At 68.6% G+C, this 17,631-nt stretch carries 13 protein-coding genes; 5 read left to right on the plus strand and 8 right to left on the minus strand.

Annotated features, from left to right (window positions below):
* Positions 1 to 3: 3 nt before the first annotated feature.
* Positions 4 to 723, plus strand: coding sequence for an ABC transporter ATP-binding protein (locus AC07WJ_RS11205; protein ID WP_494934641.1), 720 nt, complete (start codon positions 4 to 6; stop codon positions 721 to 723).
* Between the two features lie 21 nt (positions 724 to 744).
* Here AC07WJ_RS11205 and AC07WJ_RS11210 read toward each other — a convergent pair whose 3' ends face one another.
* The 6 genes from AC07WJ_RS11210 to AC07WJ_RS11235 form a co-directional block, all read right to left on the minus strand.
* Positions 745 to 2,427: an omptin family outer membrane protease gene (locus tag AC07WJ_RS11210; RefSeq protein ID WP_494934642.1), complete on the minus strand. Its 1,683-nt coding sequence runs from the start codon at positions 2,425 to 2,427 to the stop codon at positions 745 to 747.
* Positions 2,428 to 2,873: 446 nt separating this feature from the next.
* A complete protein-coding gene (locus tag AC07WJ_RS11215) occupies positions 2,874 to 3,797 on the minus strand; it encodes an arginase family protein (protein WP_494934643.1) in 924 nt (307 codons plus the stop codon).
* Positions 3,798 to 3,870: 73 nt separating this feature from the next.
* The gene (locus tag AC07WJ_RS11220; RefSeq protein ID WP_494934644.1) at positions 3,871 to 4,995 is read right to left on the minus strand and encodes an ABC transporter substrate-binding protein; all 1,125 of its coding nucleotides are present in this window, start codon (positions 4,993 to 4,995) and stop codon (positions 3,871 to 3,873) included.
* A 33-nt stretch (positions 4,996 to 5,028) separates the two neighbouring features.
* Complete coding sequence (locus tag AC07WJ_RS11225; protein WP_494934645.1) at positions 5,029 to 5,823, minus strand: ABC transporter permease; 795 nt, start codon at positions 5,821 to 5,823, stop codon at positions 5,029 to 5,031.
* Between the two features lie 12 nt (positions 5,824 to 5,835).
* Positions 5,836 to 6,708 (minus strand): ABC transporter permease, encoded by an 873-nt coding sequence (locus AC07WJ_RS11230; RefSeq protein ID WP_494934646.1) that lies wholly within the window; start codon positions 6,706 to 6,708, stop codon positions 5,836 to 5,838.
* A complete protein-coding gene (locus AC07WJ_RS11235; RefSeq protein WP_494934647.1) occupies positions 6,708 to 7,796 on the minus strand; it encodes an ABC transporter ATP-binding protein in 1,089 nt (362 codons plus the stop codon). The genes AC07WJ_RS11230 and AC07WJ_RS11235 overlap by 1 nt, the downstream gene beginning before the upstream one ends.
* Positions 7,797 to 8,224: 428 nt before the next feature.
* Between AC07WJ_RS11235 and AC07WJ_RS11240 the strand changes: the two genes are divergently transcribed.
* On the plus strand, positions 8,225 to 9,112 hold the full coding sequence (locus AC07WJ_RS11240; protein WP_494934648.1) for a LysR family transcriptional regulator: 888 nt from the start codon (positions 8,225 to 8,227) through the stop codon (positions 9,110 to 9,112).
* A 90-nt stretch (positions 9,113 to 9,202) separates the two neighbouring features.
* Here AC07WJ_RS11240 and AC07WJ_RS11245 read toward each other — a convergent pair whose 3' ends face one another.
* Together AC07WJ_RS11245 and AC07WJ_RS11250 are read right to left on the minus strand one after the other, a co-directional pair.
* Positions 9,203 to 12,670, minus strand: coding sequence for an AAA family ATPase (locus tag AC07WJ_RS11245; protein WP_494934649.1), 3,468 nt, complete (start codon positions 12,668 to 12,670; stop codon positions 9,203 to 9,205).
* Positions 12,667 to 13,926: a metallophosphoesterase family protein gene (locus tag AC07WJ_RS11250; protein ID WP_494934650.1), complete on the minus strand. Its 1,260-nt coding sequence runs from the start codon at positions 13,924 to 13,926 to the stop codon at positions 12,667 to 12,669. Before AC07WJ_RS11250 ends, AC07WJ_RS11245 begins: the two co-directional genes overlap by 4 nt.
* 582 nt (positions 13,927 to 14,508) lie before the next feature.
* Here AC07WJ_RS11250 and AC07WJ_RS11255 point away from each other — a divergent pair.
* From AC07WJ_RS11255 to AC07WJ_RS11265, 3 genes are read left to right on the plus strand one after another with little or no spacing between them, the layout of a single operon-like run.
* Positions 14,509 to 15,834, plus strand: coding sequence for an ABC transporter substrate-binding protein (locus AC07WJ_RS11255; RefSeq protein WP_494934651.1), 1,326 nt, complete (start codon positions 14,509 to 14,511; stop codon positions 15,832 to 15,834).
* Entirely contained in the window at positions 15,831 to 16,769 is a 939-nt protein-coding gene (locus AC07WJ_RS11260) for a carbohydrate ABC transporter permease (RefSeq protein ID WP_494934652.1), read from the plus strand. Before AC07WJ_RS11255 ends, AC07WJ_RS11260 begins: the two co-directional genes overlap by 4 nt.
* The gene (locus AC07WJ_RS11265) at positions 16,766 to 17,590 is read left to right on the plus strand and encodes a carbohydrate ABC transporter permease (protein WP_494934653.1); all 825 of its coding nucleotides are present in this window, start codon (positions 16,766 to 16,768) and stop codon (positions 17,588 to 17,590) included. The genes AC07WJ_RS11260 and AC07WJ_RS11265 overlap by 4 nt, the downstream gene beginning before the upstream one ends.
* Positions 17,591 to 17,631: the final 41 nt, after the last annotated feature.

The raw sequence follows: 17,631 nt of genomic DNA on the forward strand, positions 1-17,631 counted from the left end.
GCCATGCTGTCGGTCGAGACCATCACGGCGGGCTATGGTGCGATCACCGTGCTGCGCGACGTCAGCCTGACCATCGGCGCCAATGAGGGCGTGGCGGTGATCGGACCCAATGGCGCCGGCAAGAGCACGCTGGTGCGCGCGCTTTGCGGGATCAATCCGGTCCGCGCCGGGCGCATCGTCAAGGACGGCCGCGAGATCCACGCCACTCCGCCGCACCGGCGGGCGGCGGCGGGCATCGGCGTGGTGCTGGAGAACCGGCGCCTGTTCGGCGAACTCACCGTGCGCACCAATCTCGATCTGGCCGCGCGCGAGGGCGACAGGCGAGGCGCCGGCCAGCGGCGTTTCACCCTCGACAGCATCCTGGCGCTGTTCCCGTTCATGGCGCTGCGGCTGGACGCCCATGTCGAGCTCCTGAGCGGCGGCGAGCAGCAAATGGTGGCGATCGGCCGGGCGCTGCTGCTGCAGCCGGATCTGCTGATCCTTGACGAGCCCTCGACGGGCCTCGCGCCGAAGATCGTCAAGAACCTGGTCGGCATCATCGCCAGGATCCGTGGCGAAGGCGTCAGCGTGCTCCTGATCGAGCAGAATGTGCAGCTCGCGACGGAAGCCGCGGACCGCGCCTATGTGATGAAGCTCGGCCGGGTGGTCAGCGAGATCGGCCCGGAGCACTGGCGGGGCGCGGCCAAGGACGAGAGCCTGACGCGCGCCTATCTCGGCGCGTGACGAGGCCGGCGCCGACGACGCTCAGTAGCGATAGCCGATCGCCAGGCTGGCGCGATGGTCGGCCTGGCTGACCCTGACCGAAAAGCTGTCGGCCGGGCTCGCGGTGAAGAAGGTGTGGCTCAGCGTCGGGAAGGCCGAATAGCGATATTCGGCGCGGGCGAACCAGTTGTCGGCCAGCGCCGTTTCGACACCCGCACCCACGGTCCAGCCAGCCTGGGTCTCAGCGAAGCTTTCATAGAGCGGGAGGCTGCAGGCATAACCGTTCGTGCAGCTCGCCCGGACGGTCGCGCGCTGGAAGGCCATGCCGGCGGTGCCGTAGACCATGAGATTGGGCGCGACGACGGCGCCCAGGCGGCCGCGCAGGCTGGCGTCCCAGCCGTGCAGCACGGTGGTCTCGTCGCCGCTGGCGTTGAGCATGGCCGGCGTGCCGGATCCCGGGATGCCTCTGCGGCCACGATTGGCATTGGCAAGCCCGATATCGGCTTCGATACCGTAGAGCCAGTTGCCGGCCTGCCAGAGATAGCCGGCGAACAGGCCGGCCCGCGGCGCGCCGGCATTGTAGGGACGGGAGGCGGAGCTGGTGTCGACCGGGCCCGGCGGGGTGCCGTGGCCCGTCGTCGTCCAGCCGGCATCCTGCCAGAGGCCGCCAAGCGCCGCGCCGCCATAGGCGCCGCTCCACGAGGCCGGCACGACGATGCCGGCCTCGGCCGAGGCGCCCCCGCGCGCGGCGAGGGGAGCGAAGCGCAGGCCGACCGAGACGGTATGGGAATGGTTGCTCGCGCCGCCCGCCTTGCCGCCGGAAACGATCGGCGGGTTGCCGTTCATCCGATCCTCGGTCGACGGTCCCTGGGCAATGCGCCAGGCCTGGTAGCGGTAGTCGGCCGTGAGGGTGATCGTATCGTTCAGGCGGTAGCCGAGGCCGAGTTCGGCGGCCATCATCTGGCTCGGGCCGAGCCGGTCGGTGAACAGCAGCGCGCGGTTGTGGTGATTGTCGACGCCGGTGACGCTGGCCCAGACCGAGGCGATGAACCGGCCACGCAGGCTCCAGCGGCCGAATTCCGCCTGCACGCCGAGACCGAGATAGGGCGCCCGCCACATCTGCGCGTAGCTGATGCCGTTGCCTGGCGTGGGGGCGGCATAGTTCAAGGTCCCGCCGATCGCCTGCCAATAGTAATAGTCGGCCTTGTAGCCGGCGATCGCGCTGAGTTCGACCGGGCCGAGCTTCAGAAAGCGGGCGGCGGCGAAAGCATCGATCAGGACGGCGTTGCGCAGCGTCGTATCGGGATGGCTCGAATGGCACTCGGTGCCGCCACCCGGCGCCGGCGGGCACCACGCCAGATTGTAGTCGTAGTCATGCATGAACGAGGCGCCGGAGAGGTTGGTCGCGCCTTTCAGGCCGAGCGTCAGCCAGTCGAGCGGGCGATAGGCGAGGCCGGCCTGGACCATGGCGACGTTCTTGATGTCCCAGGTCAGCTTGCTGAGCATGCTGCCATTGGGGTTCAGGACATATTCCCGGCCCGTGCCGTTCATGACGCCGATCGAGGCGTCGACGGTCAGGCTTTCGCTGCTGGCTTGCCAGGAGCGCAACGGCGTCTGGGCCTGGGCCAGGCTCGCGCCGATCAGGCAGGCGGCAAGCGCGGTCCCGGAGCGCATGGTGGCGCGGCGGAGGTTTGCGTGGCGCCGCGCGGTCGCGGTGTCGAGCATGCACTGTTTCATCTGTCACGGCCGTCCGGATCGCGTGCTGGGCAGGCGCATGGTCCAGCGTCTTGAACCTGCATTGCGAAAGGAGCGGGGATTCGCGCCCTGGCGCAACAGCCCATCGTCACGGCCGGGCCTCCGGCTGGGGACAAATCGCGGCCTGGCGCCGGATGGTCGCCATGCCCGTGGTCATGCGTCAGGAGGCTGAAACGAGCAGCGGCTGAGCAGGGGGCAACGTGAAAAGCGCAGCGCAATCAACCCTTTCCCAAAGGGAGAGGGTGGCAGCGTCAGCTGCCGGGTGAGGGGTCGTCCATCTCCGGATAGAGCTGCATGCAGCGCAAGCATCGGCATCAGTTCTCGACGCTTACGCCCCTCACCCGCCGGCTACGCCGGCACCCTCTCCCTTTGGGAGAGGGTTGATTGCGTTGAGCTTTTCAGGCGCCCCAGCTCACTCACCCCCCAACCGGGGTCTGATGCTGGCGCGCGATCAGTTGCAGGCTGTTCAGCGTGATGGTCGCCGCCAGGAAGGCGGACATGCCGCCGACATCGTGCGGCGGGCTGACCGTGTTGATGTTGACGCCGACGAGGTTGAGGCCGCCGCAGGCTTCCAGCACGGCGAGGCCTTCGCGGGCCGAGGCGCCGCCCCAGGTCGGGGTGCAGACGCCGGGCGCGACCGAGGGATCGAAGAAGTCCATGTCGTAGGAGAGATAGACCGGCCGGTCGCCGATCGCCTGGCGGATCTCGGCGAACACCGCCTCGATGCCGCGTGCCAGGAGCTCGGCCATCGGCACGACATTGTAGCCGAGCGACAGGCCGTGGCCATGCACGCCGGGCACCATGGTCGAGCCGCGCATGCCGACCTGGTAGGAGCGCTTGACGTCGACCAGGCCTTCCTCGACGGCGCGCGAGAAGGCGGTCGCGGTGTTGTAGCCGGGGATCGGATAGGCGTCGGTATGGGCATCGATATGGACGGTGACGAGGTCGGGATAGACCCGGTGCAGCGCCCGCATCTCGGGGAGCGCGATGGCGCCGTCGCCGCCGAGCGAGACCACCACGGCGCGTTTCGAGGCGATCGCCTCGACCGCGCTTTCGATCGCCGCGTAGGACGGTTCGATCTCGCCCGAGGTCACCCGGGCATCGCCGACATCGATGACGCCGAGTGCTTCCAGGGGATTGATGCCGGTCGTCCAGTCATAGGCGCGCAGCAGTTGCGACTGTTCGCGGATCGAGGCCGGTCCCAGGCGCGAGCCGATGCGGTGCGGATGGGTGCCGCAGTCGAAGGGCAGCCCCAGGATCACCGCCTTGGCGTCGCCGATCTCGGTGCGATGGGGCACGCCCATGAAGGTGGGGGCGAACGCGAAGGGAGACGCGGTCATGGAAGGTCCTGCTGCCTGGAATGAGGGATGCGCGGGCCGGCGATCACGCCGGCCCGCCTGTCGGGCCCGATGATCAGGAGGCGATCACGTCCATGTAGCGGTTCAGCGCCGCGGCGTAGTGCTCGGCGTACCAGTCGCTGTCGACCGCCACCTGCTTGGCGAAATTCTCCGGCGAGCCGCAGTCGAGCGCCTTCATGTCGGCCGGAACCAGGGCCGCGGCCGCCGGATTGATCGGGCCGTTGCCGACGCGCTTGAACAGTTCCACCTGGCTCTGCGGATCCTGGGCCGAGGCGACGAACTTCCAGGCGAGCTTGCCGGCCGGGTTGCCCTTCGGCACGATCCAGGCGCCGGCGAACAGCACGCCCTGGTCGAAGGTGAACTGGATGCGGTCGCCGACCTCCTTGGCCAGCAGCATGGAGCGGGTGTGCCAGAGATTGCCCATCACCACCTCCTTGTTGCGGAACAGCTGCTGGCTCTCCGCGCCGGTGGCCCAGAAGATGGTGTGCTGCTTGATCTGCTTGATCTTGTCCAAGGCGCGGTCGACATTAACGGGATAGATCTTGTCCGGCGCCACGCCATCGGCCATCAGGGCGGCTTCCAGCATGCCCTCGATATTGTTGCGCAGCGTCCGCTTGCCGGGGAAATCCTTGACGTTCCAGAAGTCGGCCCAGGTTTTCGGCTGCGCGCCCTTCAGGGCCTGCCGGTCATAGGTCAGCGCGAAGGAATAGAGATAGGCACCGACGCCCCAGTCGGAGCGGTGGGCCCGGCGCAACTTGTTATGCGCGACGATGGTCCAGTCGACCTCCTCGAGCAGGCCCTGGCGGCCGAGTTCGACGGAGGCCGGCATGGTGCGGTCGCAGACGTCCCAGGTCACCGCGCGGCTTTCAACCATCGCCTTGATCTTGCCCGAGGTCGGGCCGGCGCCGTTGATGACCGCCTTGATCTCGGCATTGGCCGCGTTGAAGGGTTTGGCCCAGATCTCGTCATAGGCCGGCACCGCGTCGCCGCCCCAGTTGACCACCACCAGCTCGCTCGGCGCGGCATGGGCGACCGGCGTGAATTTGAGCGTGGTGGGGATGACGCCGAGCGCCGCGATCGCCTGCAGGAAACGGCGGCGATGGACACGCTTGCCCTCGGTCTGCTCGCGCAGGATGGCCAGGCAATCGTCACGGAATTCCTGATGGTCGGTCTTCGACATGCTGCTCTCCTCTGTGTCGTGAATGGCCCGATTTCAGGCCTTGGCTGGGGTCCGGATGGTCTTGACGGTGACGATGGCGATGGTCACCAGGATCATCAGCGTCCCCACGGCGGCGATCGCCGGGTCGATATTGTCGGCGAGCCCCTCCCAGATCCGGCGCGGCAGCGTGGTGACGCGCCGGCTGGTGACGAAGAGCGCGACCACCGTCTCGTCCCAGGAGGTGATGAAGGCAAAGGCGGCGCCCGAGACCACGCCGGTCATGACCTGCGGCAGGATCACCCAGCGCATCGCCTGGGACGGCGTGGCGCCGAGGCTGCGGGCGGCCTGTTCGAGCTTGTGATCGAGATTGGCCAGGGACCCGGCGACGGTGAGCACGACGAAGGGCAGGCCCTTCATGGTGTGGATCAGCACGAGGCCGAGATAGCTGTCGAGCAGGCCGATGACCGCCCAGGCCTTGTAAAAAGCGATGGCATGGACGATCGGCGGCACGATGATCGGCGCCAGCATCAAAAGCCGCAGCCGCCGGGCGAGCGGCACGCCGAGCCGCCAGGCGCCGACCGCGAAGGCGGTGCCGAGCGATACCGCGAGAACCGTCGCGCCAAGGGCGACCAGGAAGCTGTCGGTAATGCTTTTCGACCAGCGTGGATCGTTGACCAGGCTCGCATAGTGGCGCAGCGACAGGCTGTCCGAGGGCAGCGACAGATAGCGCTCGGGCGTGAACGATATCGGGATCACCACCAGGATCGGCAGGATCAGGAAACAGGCGGTCGCCCAGGCCAGGATCTTGGCGAAGGACGGGCCGCGCGGGCGTTCAGCTTGCAGTGCCATCATGCCCTCCCGTCACTTCTTCAACGCCGCTTCGACGTCCATGAAGCGGCTGAGCCAGAAGACCAGCAGCAGGACGCTGGCGAGCAAGGTGGAGGCGAGCATGGCGGCGAGGCCCCAGCGCAGGGTCTCGGAGATCTGCACGCTGACATATTCGGCGACCATGATGGTCTTGCCGCCGCCGAGAATGGCCGGCGTGATGTAGAAGCCGAGCGAGAAGATCAGCACGATGACGCCGGCGCCGATCAGGCCGGGCAGGCTCATCGGCACGAATACCCAGCGGAACGCCTGGAACGGGGTGGCGCCGAGCGCGCGGGCCGCCGGCACCAGGCTTTTGTCGATGCCGCTCATATTGGCGTAGAGCGGCAGGATGGCGTAGGGCAGCATGTAATGGACCATGCCGATCATCACGCCGAGCTCGTTGCGCACCAGCTGCAGCGGGCTGTCGATCAGGCCGAGCCCCATCAGGGCATTGTTGATCACGCCCTGGGACTGCAGGATCGCCACCCAGGCGAAGGCGCGGATGAGCGCACTGATCCAGAAGCTCGCGAGCACGATGGCGAGCAGGATCTGCCTTTCGCGCTGGCCGCATTGGACCAGGGCATAGGCCACCGCATAACCCAGCGCCAGGGTGATCGCCGTGGTGATCGCGCCGATCCTCGCCGTCGTGATCAGCACGCGCTGGACCGCGCCATTGTTGGCGAGCTCGGCGTAATTGGCGAAGCCCGTCTTCGGCACGGTGACGCTCATCACCAGCACGTTGATGACAGGCACCACGTAGAACAGGCCGAGGAAAAGGCAGGGCAGGATGAGCAGCAGCCAGTAGAGCCGTTCGCCGCTGGCCGCCGGCCCCGCAGCCTTCGGCTCCTGTGTCGCGACCGCCGCCATCACGCCGCCGCCTGTTTCGGCTGGACCAGGATCGCGGCATCGGGGGCCCAGGAGGCGACGATCTCGTCGCCCTCGGCGAGCGCTATGGCACCCGCCGGCATGGTCGCGGTCAGCCTCGTCTCGCCGACGGCGAGTTCGACCTCGACGCTGGCGCCGAGATAGGTGAGTTCGGTCACCCGGCCGCGTGCCGAACAGGCATCGCCCGAGGGCTCGGTGCGGTGCAGCCGGATCTTTTCCGGCCGGAGCGCGGCAACGGCATGGTCGCCCATGCCGGTCCCGGTCTGGCCGCCGACCGAGGCCCAGCTCGCCAGATCGGCCGTGCCGAGCTCGGCCAGGCCGTCGGCGCACCTGGTGATCCGGCCGCGCAGGAAGTTGCTCTTTCCGAGGAAGCCCGCGACGAATTCGGTCGCCGGGCGCTCATAGAGCTCGCTCGGCGGCGCGCTCTGCAGGATCCGGCCCTTATCCAGGATGACGATGCGGTCCGACATGGTCAGCGCCTCCTCCTGGTCATGGGTGACATAGATGAAGGTGGTGCCGACCTTGCGGTGGATCGCCTTGAACTCGGACTGGAAATCCTTGCGCAGCGACCGGTCGAGCGCGCTCAACGGCTCGTCGAGCAGCAGCAGTTCCGGACCGAAAACAAGGGAACGGGCGAGGGCGACGCGCTGCTGCTGGCCGCCGGACAATTGCCGGGGAAAGCGTTTGGCGAAGGCGCCGAGCTGCGCCATCTCCAGCGCCGCCTCGATCTTCGGCCGCGCCTGATCGCCGCGAATGCCGCGGGCGCGCAACGGGAAGCCGACATTGTCGTAGACGCTGAGATGCGGGAACAGCGCATAACCCTGGAACACCACGCCGAAATTGCGCTGCTCCGGCGGCAGGCCGGTGACGTCCTGGCCGTCGAGCAGGATCCCTCCCGAGGTCGGCGCGACGAAGCCGGCAATGCTCATCAGGATGGTGGTCTTGCCCGAGCCGGAGGGGCCGAGCAGCGTGACGAATTCGCCGGCCTTGATGTCGAGATGGGTCTCGTGCAGCGCGACGAAATCGCCATAGCGCTTTTCCAGACCCGACAAGACCAGATTGTGTTTCACGACGCCGTCCCGTTCCCCATGGCCCATGCCGGGCGCTTGCCGAAACTGTTGGTCAGGTGGGGCAAGAGGTCAAAACGAAATATGTGCGAAAGATATAAGGTTGGATTATAACAGAGGCGCTGTCGCGAGGAGCAGGAGATTTTCGGTCACATTGGACAACGACCGGCTTCAAGACAAAAAGCTGAGCTGAATCAACCCTCTCCCAAAGGGAGAGGGTGGCAGCGTCAGCTGCCGGGTGAGGGGCGTGAGCTCACAGCACTGATGCAACGCGAGCATGCCGCCCTCTCCGGAGATGGACGACCCCTCACCCGGCGCCTGACGGCGCCACCCTCTCCCTTTGGGAGGGGGTTGAGCGGTGGTTCCCGCGCGTGTCCGAAAGAACGGACGCGCCAAGCACCACCTCACTCCCTCTCACCGCGTGAAGCTCCATGGACACCCGCCACCTCGAAGCCTTTCGCGCCGTCATCGAGACCGGCTCGATGACCGCCGCCGCGGCGCTGACCGGCAAGTCGCAGCCGGCGGTGAGCAACCTGATCACCCGGCTCGAGGACGAGCTCGGCCTGGCGCTGTTCAAGCGGCGCAAGGGCAAGCTCGAGGCGACGCCGGAGGCGGCGCTGTTCTACGAGGAGGCGCGCCGCGCGCTCGGCGTGCTCGAGCGCACCGTCCAGGTGGCGCGCGACCTCAAGCGGGTGAAATCCGGCACGCTGGCGCTCGCCAGCCAACCTGGGCTCGCCACCTATGTGCTGCCGCCGATCATTGCCGAACTCCTGAAGCGCTGGCCCGATGGCACGGTGCGCTTCATCACCCGCTCGTCGCCGACCGTGCGCGACCTCGGCCGGATCGATGCCTTCGACATCGGTTTTGCCGAATTGCCGATCGACAGCCCGGCGGCGATCATCGAGGTGTTCGAGATCGAATGCGTGGCGGTGCTGCCGGCCGGCCATCCGCTCGGCCGCCACGCGGTGATCACCCCGGCGCTGCTCGACGGCGTCCCGTTCATCTCGCTCTATGCCGACCACTTCCTGCACGAGGCGATCGAGCGGGCCTTCGCGGAGAATTCGGCCCAGCTGAAAATGGCCGCCCATGTCGAGTTCTTCGGTTCGGCCTGCGCGCTCGTCATGGAAAATCTCGGCGTCACCATTGTCGACGCGTCGACCGGCGCGCATTTCGACAAGGTCGGCCTGGCGATCCGGCCGTTCGAACCGACGCTGTTCTACAAATTCGCCATGTTCCGGCCGACCAACCGGCCGCTGTCGCGCATCGCGCTCGATTTCGTCGCCGAGTTCAAGCGTATGTCGACCGCCAAGCCGGCTTGACGCAGGACGCCGTTCCGGTGGGGCCTACCTAATCCCCTGTTTTTCTTCACCGGCCTCCTGCGGCCGGCAATCGCACCCCGCCGCCGGCCCTCAAAGCCGCAGAATACGAACGGCTTCGCCCAGCACGCGCTCGGCGCAGGTGACGACATATTCGTGGTGGGTGAACACCAGCACCTGGGTCACCGCGCCCATCTCGCCCAGCAGGGCGAGGCCCCGCTCGGTCCTGCCTTCGTCGAAGGAGATGAAAATGTCGTCGCAGACGAAAGGCAGCGGCGTCGCCCGGCGCGCGTGTTCCTCGATGGCCGCAACGCGCAGCGCCAGGAACAGCTGATCCGCCGTGCCTTCGGACAGCGCCTCGACGCCGAGCAGGCGGCCGTCGCGCTGCGCCGCCAGGCGCGGCGGCTCCTGGTCGTAGTCGACGCCGATGCCGGTCCAGCGGCCGCCGGTCAGCGTGGCGAAGGCACGCGAGGCGCGTTCGATGATCGGGTTCTGGTGGCGCTCGCGATAGATCTCGATGGCGCTCGACAGAAGCCGCTGGGCGACATGGTCGCGGGTGAAGCGGTGGACCGCCTCGGCGATCTCGGCAAGCGCGTCCTGTTCGTCCTGGGCAGCCCCGGCGGCGCCGGTCGCCTGCTCGACCTCGCGCAAGGCGCCTTTCGCCGCCGCGTCCGCCTCGATCGCGGTGTCGCGGGCAGCGCGCGCCGCTTCCGCCGCGGCCTCGGCCTCGGCGACCTGGCGGACCAGCGCCTCGTCGTCCAGGCTGGCGAGGTCCGTCCGCAACTGTTCCTCGCCGCGGCCACCACCGACCGTCGTCAGGCGACGGCTCGCCTGGGCGAGTGCCTGGTCGAGCCGTGCCGCGGCGTCGAGCTGCCGCAGCAACGGAGCGAGGTCGGCGATGTCGCCGAGGCCGGCCGCGGCGAGCAGGGGCGCGAGCGCCGCCTCGCTGCCGGCGAGCCCCTGGCGCGCTTCCACCAGGACCTGCCGCCGGCGATCCAGCGCCTGGTGGGCCTGGTCGGCGCGCGAACGGGCCTGCTGGGCGGCGTTCAGCCGGGCGCGGAGCTTCCTGGCGGCGGTGAAGGGGTCGGCGTCGGTCACCGCGACGCCGGGGTGCCGGCAGAGGTCGGCGACCTGCGCGACGAAGCGATCCCGGTCCTTCTCGATGCCGCCGATGCGCCGCTCGGCGGTCTTGAGGCTCTCGGCGAGACCGGGCACTTCGGTCCAGAGATCGAGGGCGGCGCGGGCCTCGTCCGCCGTGGCCTCGGCCCGGATCGAGAGAGGCGGAAACACCGCGGCGGCTTCGCGGGCGAGATCGCCGGCGAGCTTTTCGAGCCTGCCGGCACGTTCGTCGAGCCCATGGGCCTCCGCGGCGATCTGGCCGAGGTCGCGTTGGTGGGTCTCGACCGCGCGGTAGCGGCGTTCCATGGCGTCGACCGCCTGCCGGAGGTCGGCCACCTGCAGCGGGCCGTCGCCGACCGGGGCAAGGTCGAGCGCGACCCGCAGCGTCTCGATCTCGCGCCGCTCGACGGCCAATGCCGCACGGGTTTCGCGGGCCTCCGCCTCGGCGCGCAATGTCTGGGCACGCCGTTCGAGGATGGTGCCGACCTCGCGGAGGAAGCCGAGCATGGGCTCGCCTTCGGCCGGGGCGATCCGGCTCGGCGCCCAGAGTGCCTGCCAGTCGCGTTCCGCGGCCAGGAACGCGGTCTGCGCCGTCGCCAGGCGCTGCGCGCCGAGCCGCCGGCTCACCTGGAGGTCGGCCAGCGCGAGTTCGGCATCCGACAGGCCGACGAGACGCGCCGTCTCGGTCAGCCGTTCATCGGCGAGGCGGTCAGCCGAGACGATCGCGGCGTCGAGGCCGCGGGCGGCCTCGGCGTCGGCGCTGTCGGCGGCACGCTCGCCGCCCGCCAAAGGCTTCAGTTTCGCCCACAACCCGTCGCGAAGATCGCGGGCGCCGGCGATCGCCGCGGGCGTCGGCGCGATGCCGCCGGCGTGAAGGGTCACCAGGCGCGCCTCGGTCCGGGCGACCTGTTCGTCGATCCTTGCCAGCGCATCGGCCTCTTTCGCCTGGAGGCTTGACGCCTCGTTCAGCCGCCGCAGCGCCGCCATTGCCGCATCGAGTCCGGGCAGCGGCAAGACCGCCAGGGCGTCGCCGTCGCCGACGGCGAAGGGCAGCCGCCGCAAGCGCTCCGACAGGTCCTGGGCGGCGGCCGACAATGCGGCCGCCTGCGCCCGGGCGGCCCGGTCGCGTTCCTCGGCGCCGTCGAGCGCGTTGAGCCGGCGCCGGGCGTCGGCCGGATCGGCGGCCTCGCCGAGACGGGCCTGGGCTTCCTCGGTGAGGCGCCGGCGCGTGGCGAGCTTCTGCTGCTCGTCGCCGAGCGCCCGGGACCGGGCCACGAGGTCGCGAAGCTGGTCGATCAGGCGTCCCGCCCGCGCCAGCAGCGGTGGGCCGGGCAGGGCCTGCGAGAGCGCGCCGGCGTCGGCCATGCCGAGGCCGGCGGCGATCCGCGCGAGGCCGCCACGGGCAAGGCTGGCTTCCTCATGGCGCCGGGGCAGTGCCTCGACCTCCTTGGCGACGGCCGGCCGGGCCTCGTCGGCCAGCTCGATCGCCTCGGCGAGGCCGAGAACGGCGTCGTCGACGCTGATCGCCGCGGCCTCGGCCGTCGCGCGTTCTTCCTCGGTCGCGGCGAGCGCCGCGGCCACGGATGCCGCGCCCCAGGCTTCGAGGGCGTCATGCGTGCGGCTGGCAAAGCCGTCGGCGAGATGCGGCAGGATGCCGAGGCCAGCCCTGTCCGCGCGCAGCTGGTCGATGGTCCGGATTTCGCCGGCCGCCGCCGCCAGCCCCTGGCAGCGGGTGAGATGCGAGCGCGCCTCCGCTTCCGCCGCGACGGCCTGCCGGCGCGTGGCTTCGGCTTCGTCGGCGGCGGCCCGTGCTGCCCTGACGACCTCGACGCGCAGTTCCTGCGCACGGATCGCCGCCCGCGCCCGGTCACGCCTTTCGAGCGCTTGGTAGAGCGCGTGGGAAGCGACCTTGCGTTCGGGATTGAAGATCTGCGCGGCGCTGGCCTTCAGCTGGTCGCGCAGGGCCGCGACCTCGCTCAGGCCCGGAGCCGCGGCGAGCAGGGTCTGCGCCAGATCGCCGCCGCCCGACAGCAGCTTCCGGCCGCCGTCGCGCAGCCGCGCCTGGTCCAGGCCGAAGATCTCGAGAAAGGCCTGCCGGTCATGGGCGCCGACGAAAGGCGTCAGGCTGTCGTCATGCAGCACGTCGCCGCTGTCGGGATCGACCAGGGTCGCGCCGCGCCGCTTCAGGCGCCGGAAGGCCAGCGTCTGCCCGTCGCGGCCGGCGACCCGGGCGCCGAGATGCATGGCCTTGTAGTCGTGCAGGAAATTGAAGCGGGAGCGCTCCTCGATGCCGAAGAGAACATCGGTGACGGCGGCGAGCGCCGTCGTCTTGCCGGCTTCGTTGCCGCCATGGATGATCGTCACCGGCACGTCCGCGTCGAAGTCCAGCACGCGGTCGGTGAAATGGCCGTAGCGTTCCAGCGCCAGCGACAGGATCTTCATGGGCTGTCCGCCTCGGCCGTGCCGCCGCCGAGGGCTGCCTGGACGAGCTCTTCCGCCGCGCGAATGGCGGCGTCGGCAATGGCCGCCGATATGCCGTCGCCGACGTCCATGAGCCCGAGTGCCTCGGCGGGAATCTTGGCGTGCAGGCCGGAGAGCGTCGCGGTGATCTCGGCCCGGAAGGCGGGGTTCGCCGCCGCGCTCGCCAGCGCCGCCTCAAAGCCGGTGACGGCCAGGACGCCGGTGCCGCCGCGCGGCGCGGTCGTCGTGTCGACCACCTTTTCGATCAGCAGGTCGTCGGCCGCCTCCCAGGCGAGCGCCTGCAATTCCTCGCGGGTCTGCTCGGGATGGGCGGCGAGGCCGTCATGCAGCCCGGTTTCGCCGGCCAGGACCAGCCGCAATGCCAGCGGGCGGCCGTCGGCCTTGTCGCGCGCCTCGCCAATGGCGCGGCGGGCCTTCTCGACAAAGCCGGCGCGGCCGGCGACCTCGGCGAGGTCGAGCACGACCTGGTCGAAACGCGCGGCATCGAGCGTCAGGGCCTCCATCGCGGTGATCCGTCCGTCGGCGACGCTGACCAGCGTCGCGCCCTTCGGGCCGGTCTCGCGGGCATGGCGTCCCTGCAGATTGCCGGGAAAGACGATCGCCGGCGTCTCGGCGACGACCTGGCGCTCGTGAATGTGGCCGAGCGCCCAGTAATCGTAGCCGGCGCGGCGGAGATCGTCGACCGAGCAGGGCGCGTAGACATCATGGCCTTCCTGGCCCGTCAGCGAGGTGTGCAGGATGCCGATGTTGAAATATCCAGGCTCCGCCGGTGGATAGGTCAGCGCGACATTTTCCGCGACATGGCGATGGGCGAAACCGCGGCCGTGCAGGGCGACGCGCAAGTCCTCGATGCGCAGGGTCTCGACCACGCGCACCGAGAAGGCATGCAGATTTTCGGGCGAGGGCAGGGCGCGGGTGATGACGGTTTCAGCGTCGTGATTGCCACGGATGGTGAAGACCCGAATGCCGGCACGGGCCAGCTGTCCCATCTGGCGCATGAAGAACTGGCCGGTGGCATAGTCGCGCCAGTCGCCGTCGAAGACGTCGCCGGCGATGATCAGGAAGGCGACCTTCTCCTCGATCGCCGCCGCGACGAGGTTTTCCAGCGCCCGGCGCGATGCCTCGACGAAGGGACTGGCCGCCTCGCCACGGCGCAGCAGGCCGCGCAACGGGCTGTCGAGGTGAATGTCGGCTGCATGCAGAAAACGAAACGACATGGCATGCCCTGGGACGCGCGCCGATTCGCGCTCGCCGGTTCGGCTTGCACGCTCATTGCGACACGCCGGGCGACTTGTCCAATGCTGGGAGGCCGCCGCGATCAACCCTTGCCGGAAGGCTCCGCGGCGGATCCCGGCCGGCGTCGCTCACCCTGGCCAGCGGGATGGTGAAAGCGGCATCCCGATCGCGCCCGGCGCCGGGATCACGCCGGGGCGATCAAGCTCCCGGCACGGTCGCGCCCGGGCGGGCTTTCTCGCCAACCAGGCGCCAAGGCATGACCAAGCGACTGGAACGCCGCGGCGCCCGCCATCCCGCGCAAGCCCGACCGCCCGCGATGGGCATCAGGGGGCGGCTGGACCGTGCGGGCCGTTGGCCGGGTTCGGGAGAACCGTCCGGCATCAGCAAAGGGCGGCGGGGAGACCTGTCCGGCGCGACCGGAGACTGCGTCCCAATCGTCGTCTTCGTCCTTCGCTCGCATGGCTACGTAGTCGTCCGGCGCAGCGACTTGGCGCTTGCAAGGGCGAGGGCAAGCCGTAGTCTTCCCTAAAACGGGGGTCATGCCCCAGGGAGGAACAACAATAATGACCTATTCTTTGATATCACGGCGCGACATGCTGGCCGGCGGCGCGGCCGCCGGTGTCCTCGGCCTGTCCGGGTTGCCCGCGCGCGCCGAACCGCAATGGCGGAAATATGCAGGCACGACCCTCGAGGTGAACCTGGTCAAGGGGCCGCGCGGCGATCTCTTGCAGCGCACCGCCGGCGAATTCACCGAGCTCACCGGGATCAAGGTCGGCTCGGAGGTCATCCCCGAGCAGCAGCAGCGCCAGAAGGCCGTGATCGAGCTGACCTCCGGCCGGCCGAGCTTCGACGTGGTGCATCTGAGCTACCACGTGCAGAAGCGCCAGTTCGAGAAGGCCGGCTGGCTCGCCGACATGTCGCCCTTCCTCAAGGATCCGGCGCTGACGACGGCCGATCTGACCGAAGGCGATTTTTCGGCGGCCGGCCTGCAATATGCGAGGAACGACCAGGGCGCGCTGCATTCGCTGCCCTGGTCGGTCGACTATTTCATCCTCTACTGGAACAAGGAGATCTTCCAGAAGAAGAATGTCGCGCTGCCGACCACTTTCGACGAGATGATGCGGGCCGCCGAGACCCTGCATGATCCCGCGGCCGGCATTTCCGGCTTTGTCGGGCGCGGTCTGCGCAATGCCAATATGGCGCTGTGGGGCAATTTCTTCCTGAACTATGGCGGCGAGTTCCTCGATGCCAGGGGCAATATCCTCACCGACGGCCCGGAGGCGATCGAGGCGACCAAATATTTCCAGCGGCTGATGACCAAGACCGCGCCGGCCGGCGTGGTCGGCTTCAACTGGATGGAATCCATGGCCGCCTTCACGCAAGGGCGCGCCGCCATGTGGCTCGACGGCGTCGGTTGGGCGCCGCCGCTGGAAGATCCCAACGCCTCGCGCGTCGTCGGCAAGGTCGGTTATGCCGTGGTGCCGAAAGGGCCCAAGGGCGGCTATTCGGCGACCTATGGCGACGGCATCGGCATCGCCCAGACCAGCAAGAACAAGGAAGCGGCCTTCCTCTATTGCCAATGGGCGGTCAGCAAGGTGCAGGGCGCGCGCCTGCTGCAGGCCGGCGGCGGCGTGCCGTTCCGCAATTCGATCCTCAATGACGAGGACGTTCGCAAGGGCGTCAAGATGCCGCCGGAATGGCTGGGCTCGGTGATCGACTCCTCCAAGATCAGCAAGCTCGGCCTGCCGGTGGTGATTCCGGTGGCGGAATTCCGCGACATCGTCGGCGCGGCGGTCACCGCCACATTGTCGGGCGCCGACCCCGCCACCGAGCTGAAAAAGGCCACCGATCAGTTCCGGCCGATCCTGGAGCGCAGCGAGCGGACGTGAGCGAGACATCCTTGACCGGGGCGGCCGAGACCGCGCCGGGCGCCGCCGCCGGGCGCGGTTTGCGGCGCCCGTCCTACTGGCCCTTCGTGCTGCCGGCGATGGTCGTCGTGCTGGCGATCATCGTCTTCCCCTGGGTGTTCACCGTCTGGATGAGCGTCAACGAGTGGAAGATCGGCTCGCCGACGACCTATGTCGGCCTGGCCAATTATCTGCGGCTGCCGACCGATCCGCGTTTCGTCGAATCCGTCGTGACGACCCTGGTCTATACCGCGCTGTCGGTGATCCTGCCGCTGATCCTCGGCACCTTCGCGGCGGTGCTGTTCAATATCCGGTTTCCGATGCGCGGTTTCCTGCGCGGGCTGTTCATCCTGCCGATGATGGCGACGCCGGTCGCCATCGCCCTGGTCTGGACCATGATGTTCCATCCCCAGCTCGGCGTGCTCAACTATCTCTTGTCGCTGGTCGGGCTGCCGGCGCAGCTCTGGGTGTTCCATCCCTCCACGGTCATTCCGTCCCTGGTCCTGGTCGAGACCTGGCAATGGACGCCACTGGTCATGCTGATCGTGCTCGGCGGTCTGGCGGCTCTGCCGACCGACCCCTATGAAAGCGCCTTCATCGACGGCGCCACCCAGTGGCAGGCGTTCCGCTACATCACCTTGCCGCTGGTGACGCCGTTCCTGTTCATTGCCGCGATGATCCGCATGATCGACGCGGTGAAGAGCTTCGACATCATCTTCGCCATCACCCAGGGCGGGCCCGGCACGGCGTCGGAGACGATCAACCTCTACCTCTACAGCGTCGCCTTCGTTTATTACGACGTTGGTTATGCCTCGGCGATCGCCGTGGTCTTCTTCGCCATCATCGTCGGCCTGTCGGCGGTCATGCTCTATCTGCGCGGCCGGATGCACTGGAACGAAACCGGCGGTGAATCATGAATGCCAGATCCATCCTCGGCCGTATCGGGCTCGCCTTCGCGCTGTTCGTCATCGTCTCGCCGGCGATCCTGTTCTTCGTCTGGATGGCGTCGCTGTCGGTCAAGTTCGAAATCGACAACGCGACCTATCCGCCGATCCTCATTCCCAGCCGTTTCGCCTGGGAGAATTACGCCACCGTCCTCTCGTCCAACCGCTTCACCACCTATTTCTTCAACAGCCTGATCGTCACCGGCACGGCCACCCTGTTCGCCCTGGTGATCGGCGTGCCGGCCGGCTACGGCATTGCCCGCATGCGGGCGCACAAGGCGGCGATCGTCATCCTGATCGCCCGCATCACGCCGGGCCTGTCCTATCTGATCCCGCTGTTCCTGGTGTTCCAGTGGCTCGGCCTGCTCGGCACGCTCTGGCCGCAGATCATCATCCACCTGGTGGTGACCGTGCCGATCGTCATCTGGATCATGATCGGCTATTTCGAGACGACGCCGATGGAACTCGAAGAGGCGGCCTTCATCGACGGCGCCAGCCGCTGGCAGATCTTCCGCCACGTGGCGCTGCCGATCGCGCGACCGGGCATCGCGGTCGCCTTCATCCTGGCGGTGATCTTTTCCTGGAACAATTTCGTCTTCGGCATCGTGCTCGCGGGCCGCGAGACCCGCACCTTGCCGGTGGCGGTCTACAACATGATCTCGTTCGACCAGCTGAGCTGGGGGCCGCTCGCCGCGGCCGCCCTGATCGTCACGCTGCCGGTGCTGCTGCTCACCGTCTTCGCCCAGCGCCAGATCATCGCCGGCCTCACCGCGGGCGCGGTCAAGGGGGGATGAGCGCGGCCCGGCGACCTTGCCGGCCGGCGCCCGGATCGCAG

This window comes from Phreatobacter sp. GW821-FHT04C01 (genome assembly GCF_059420385.1).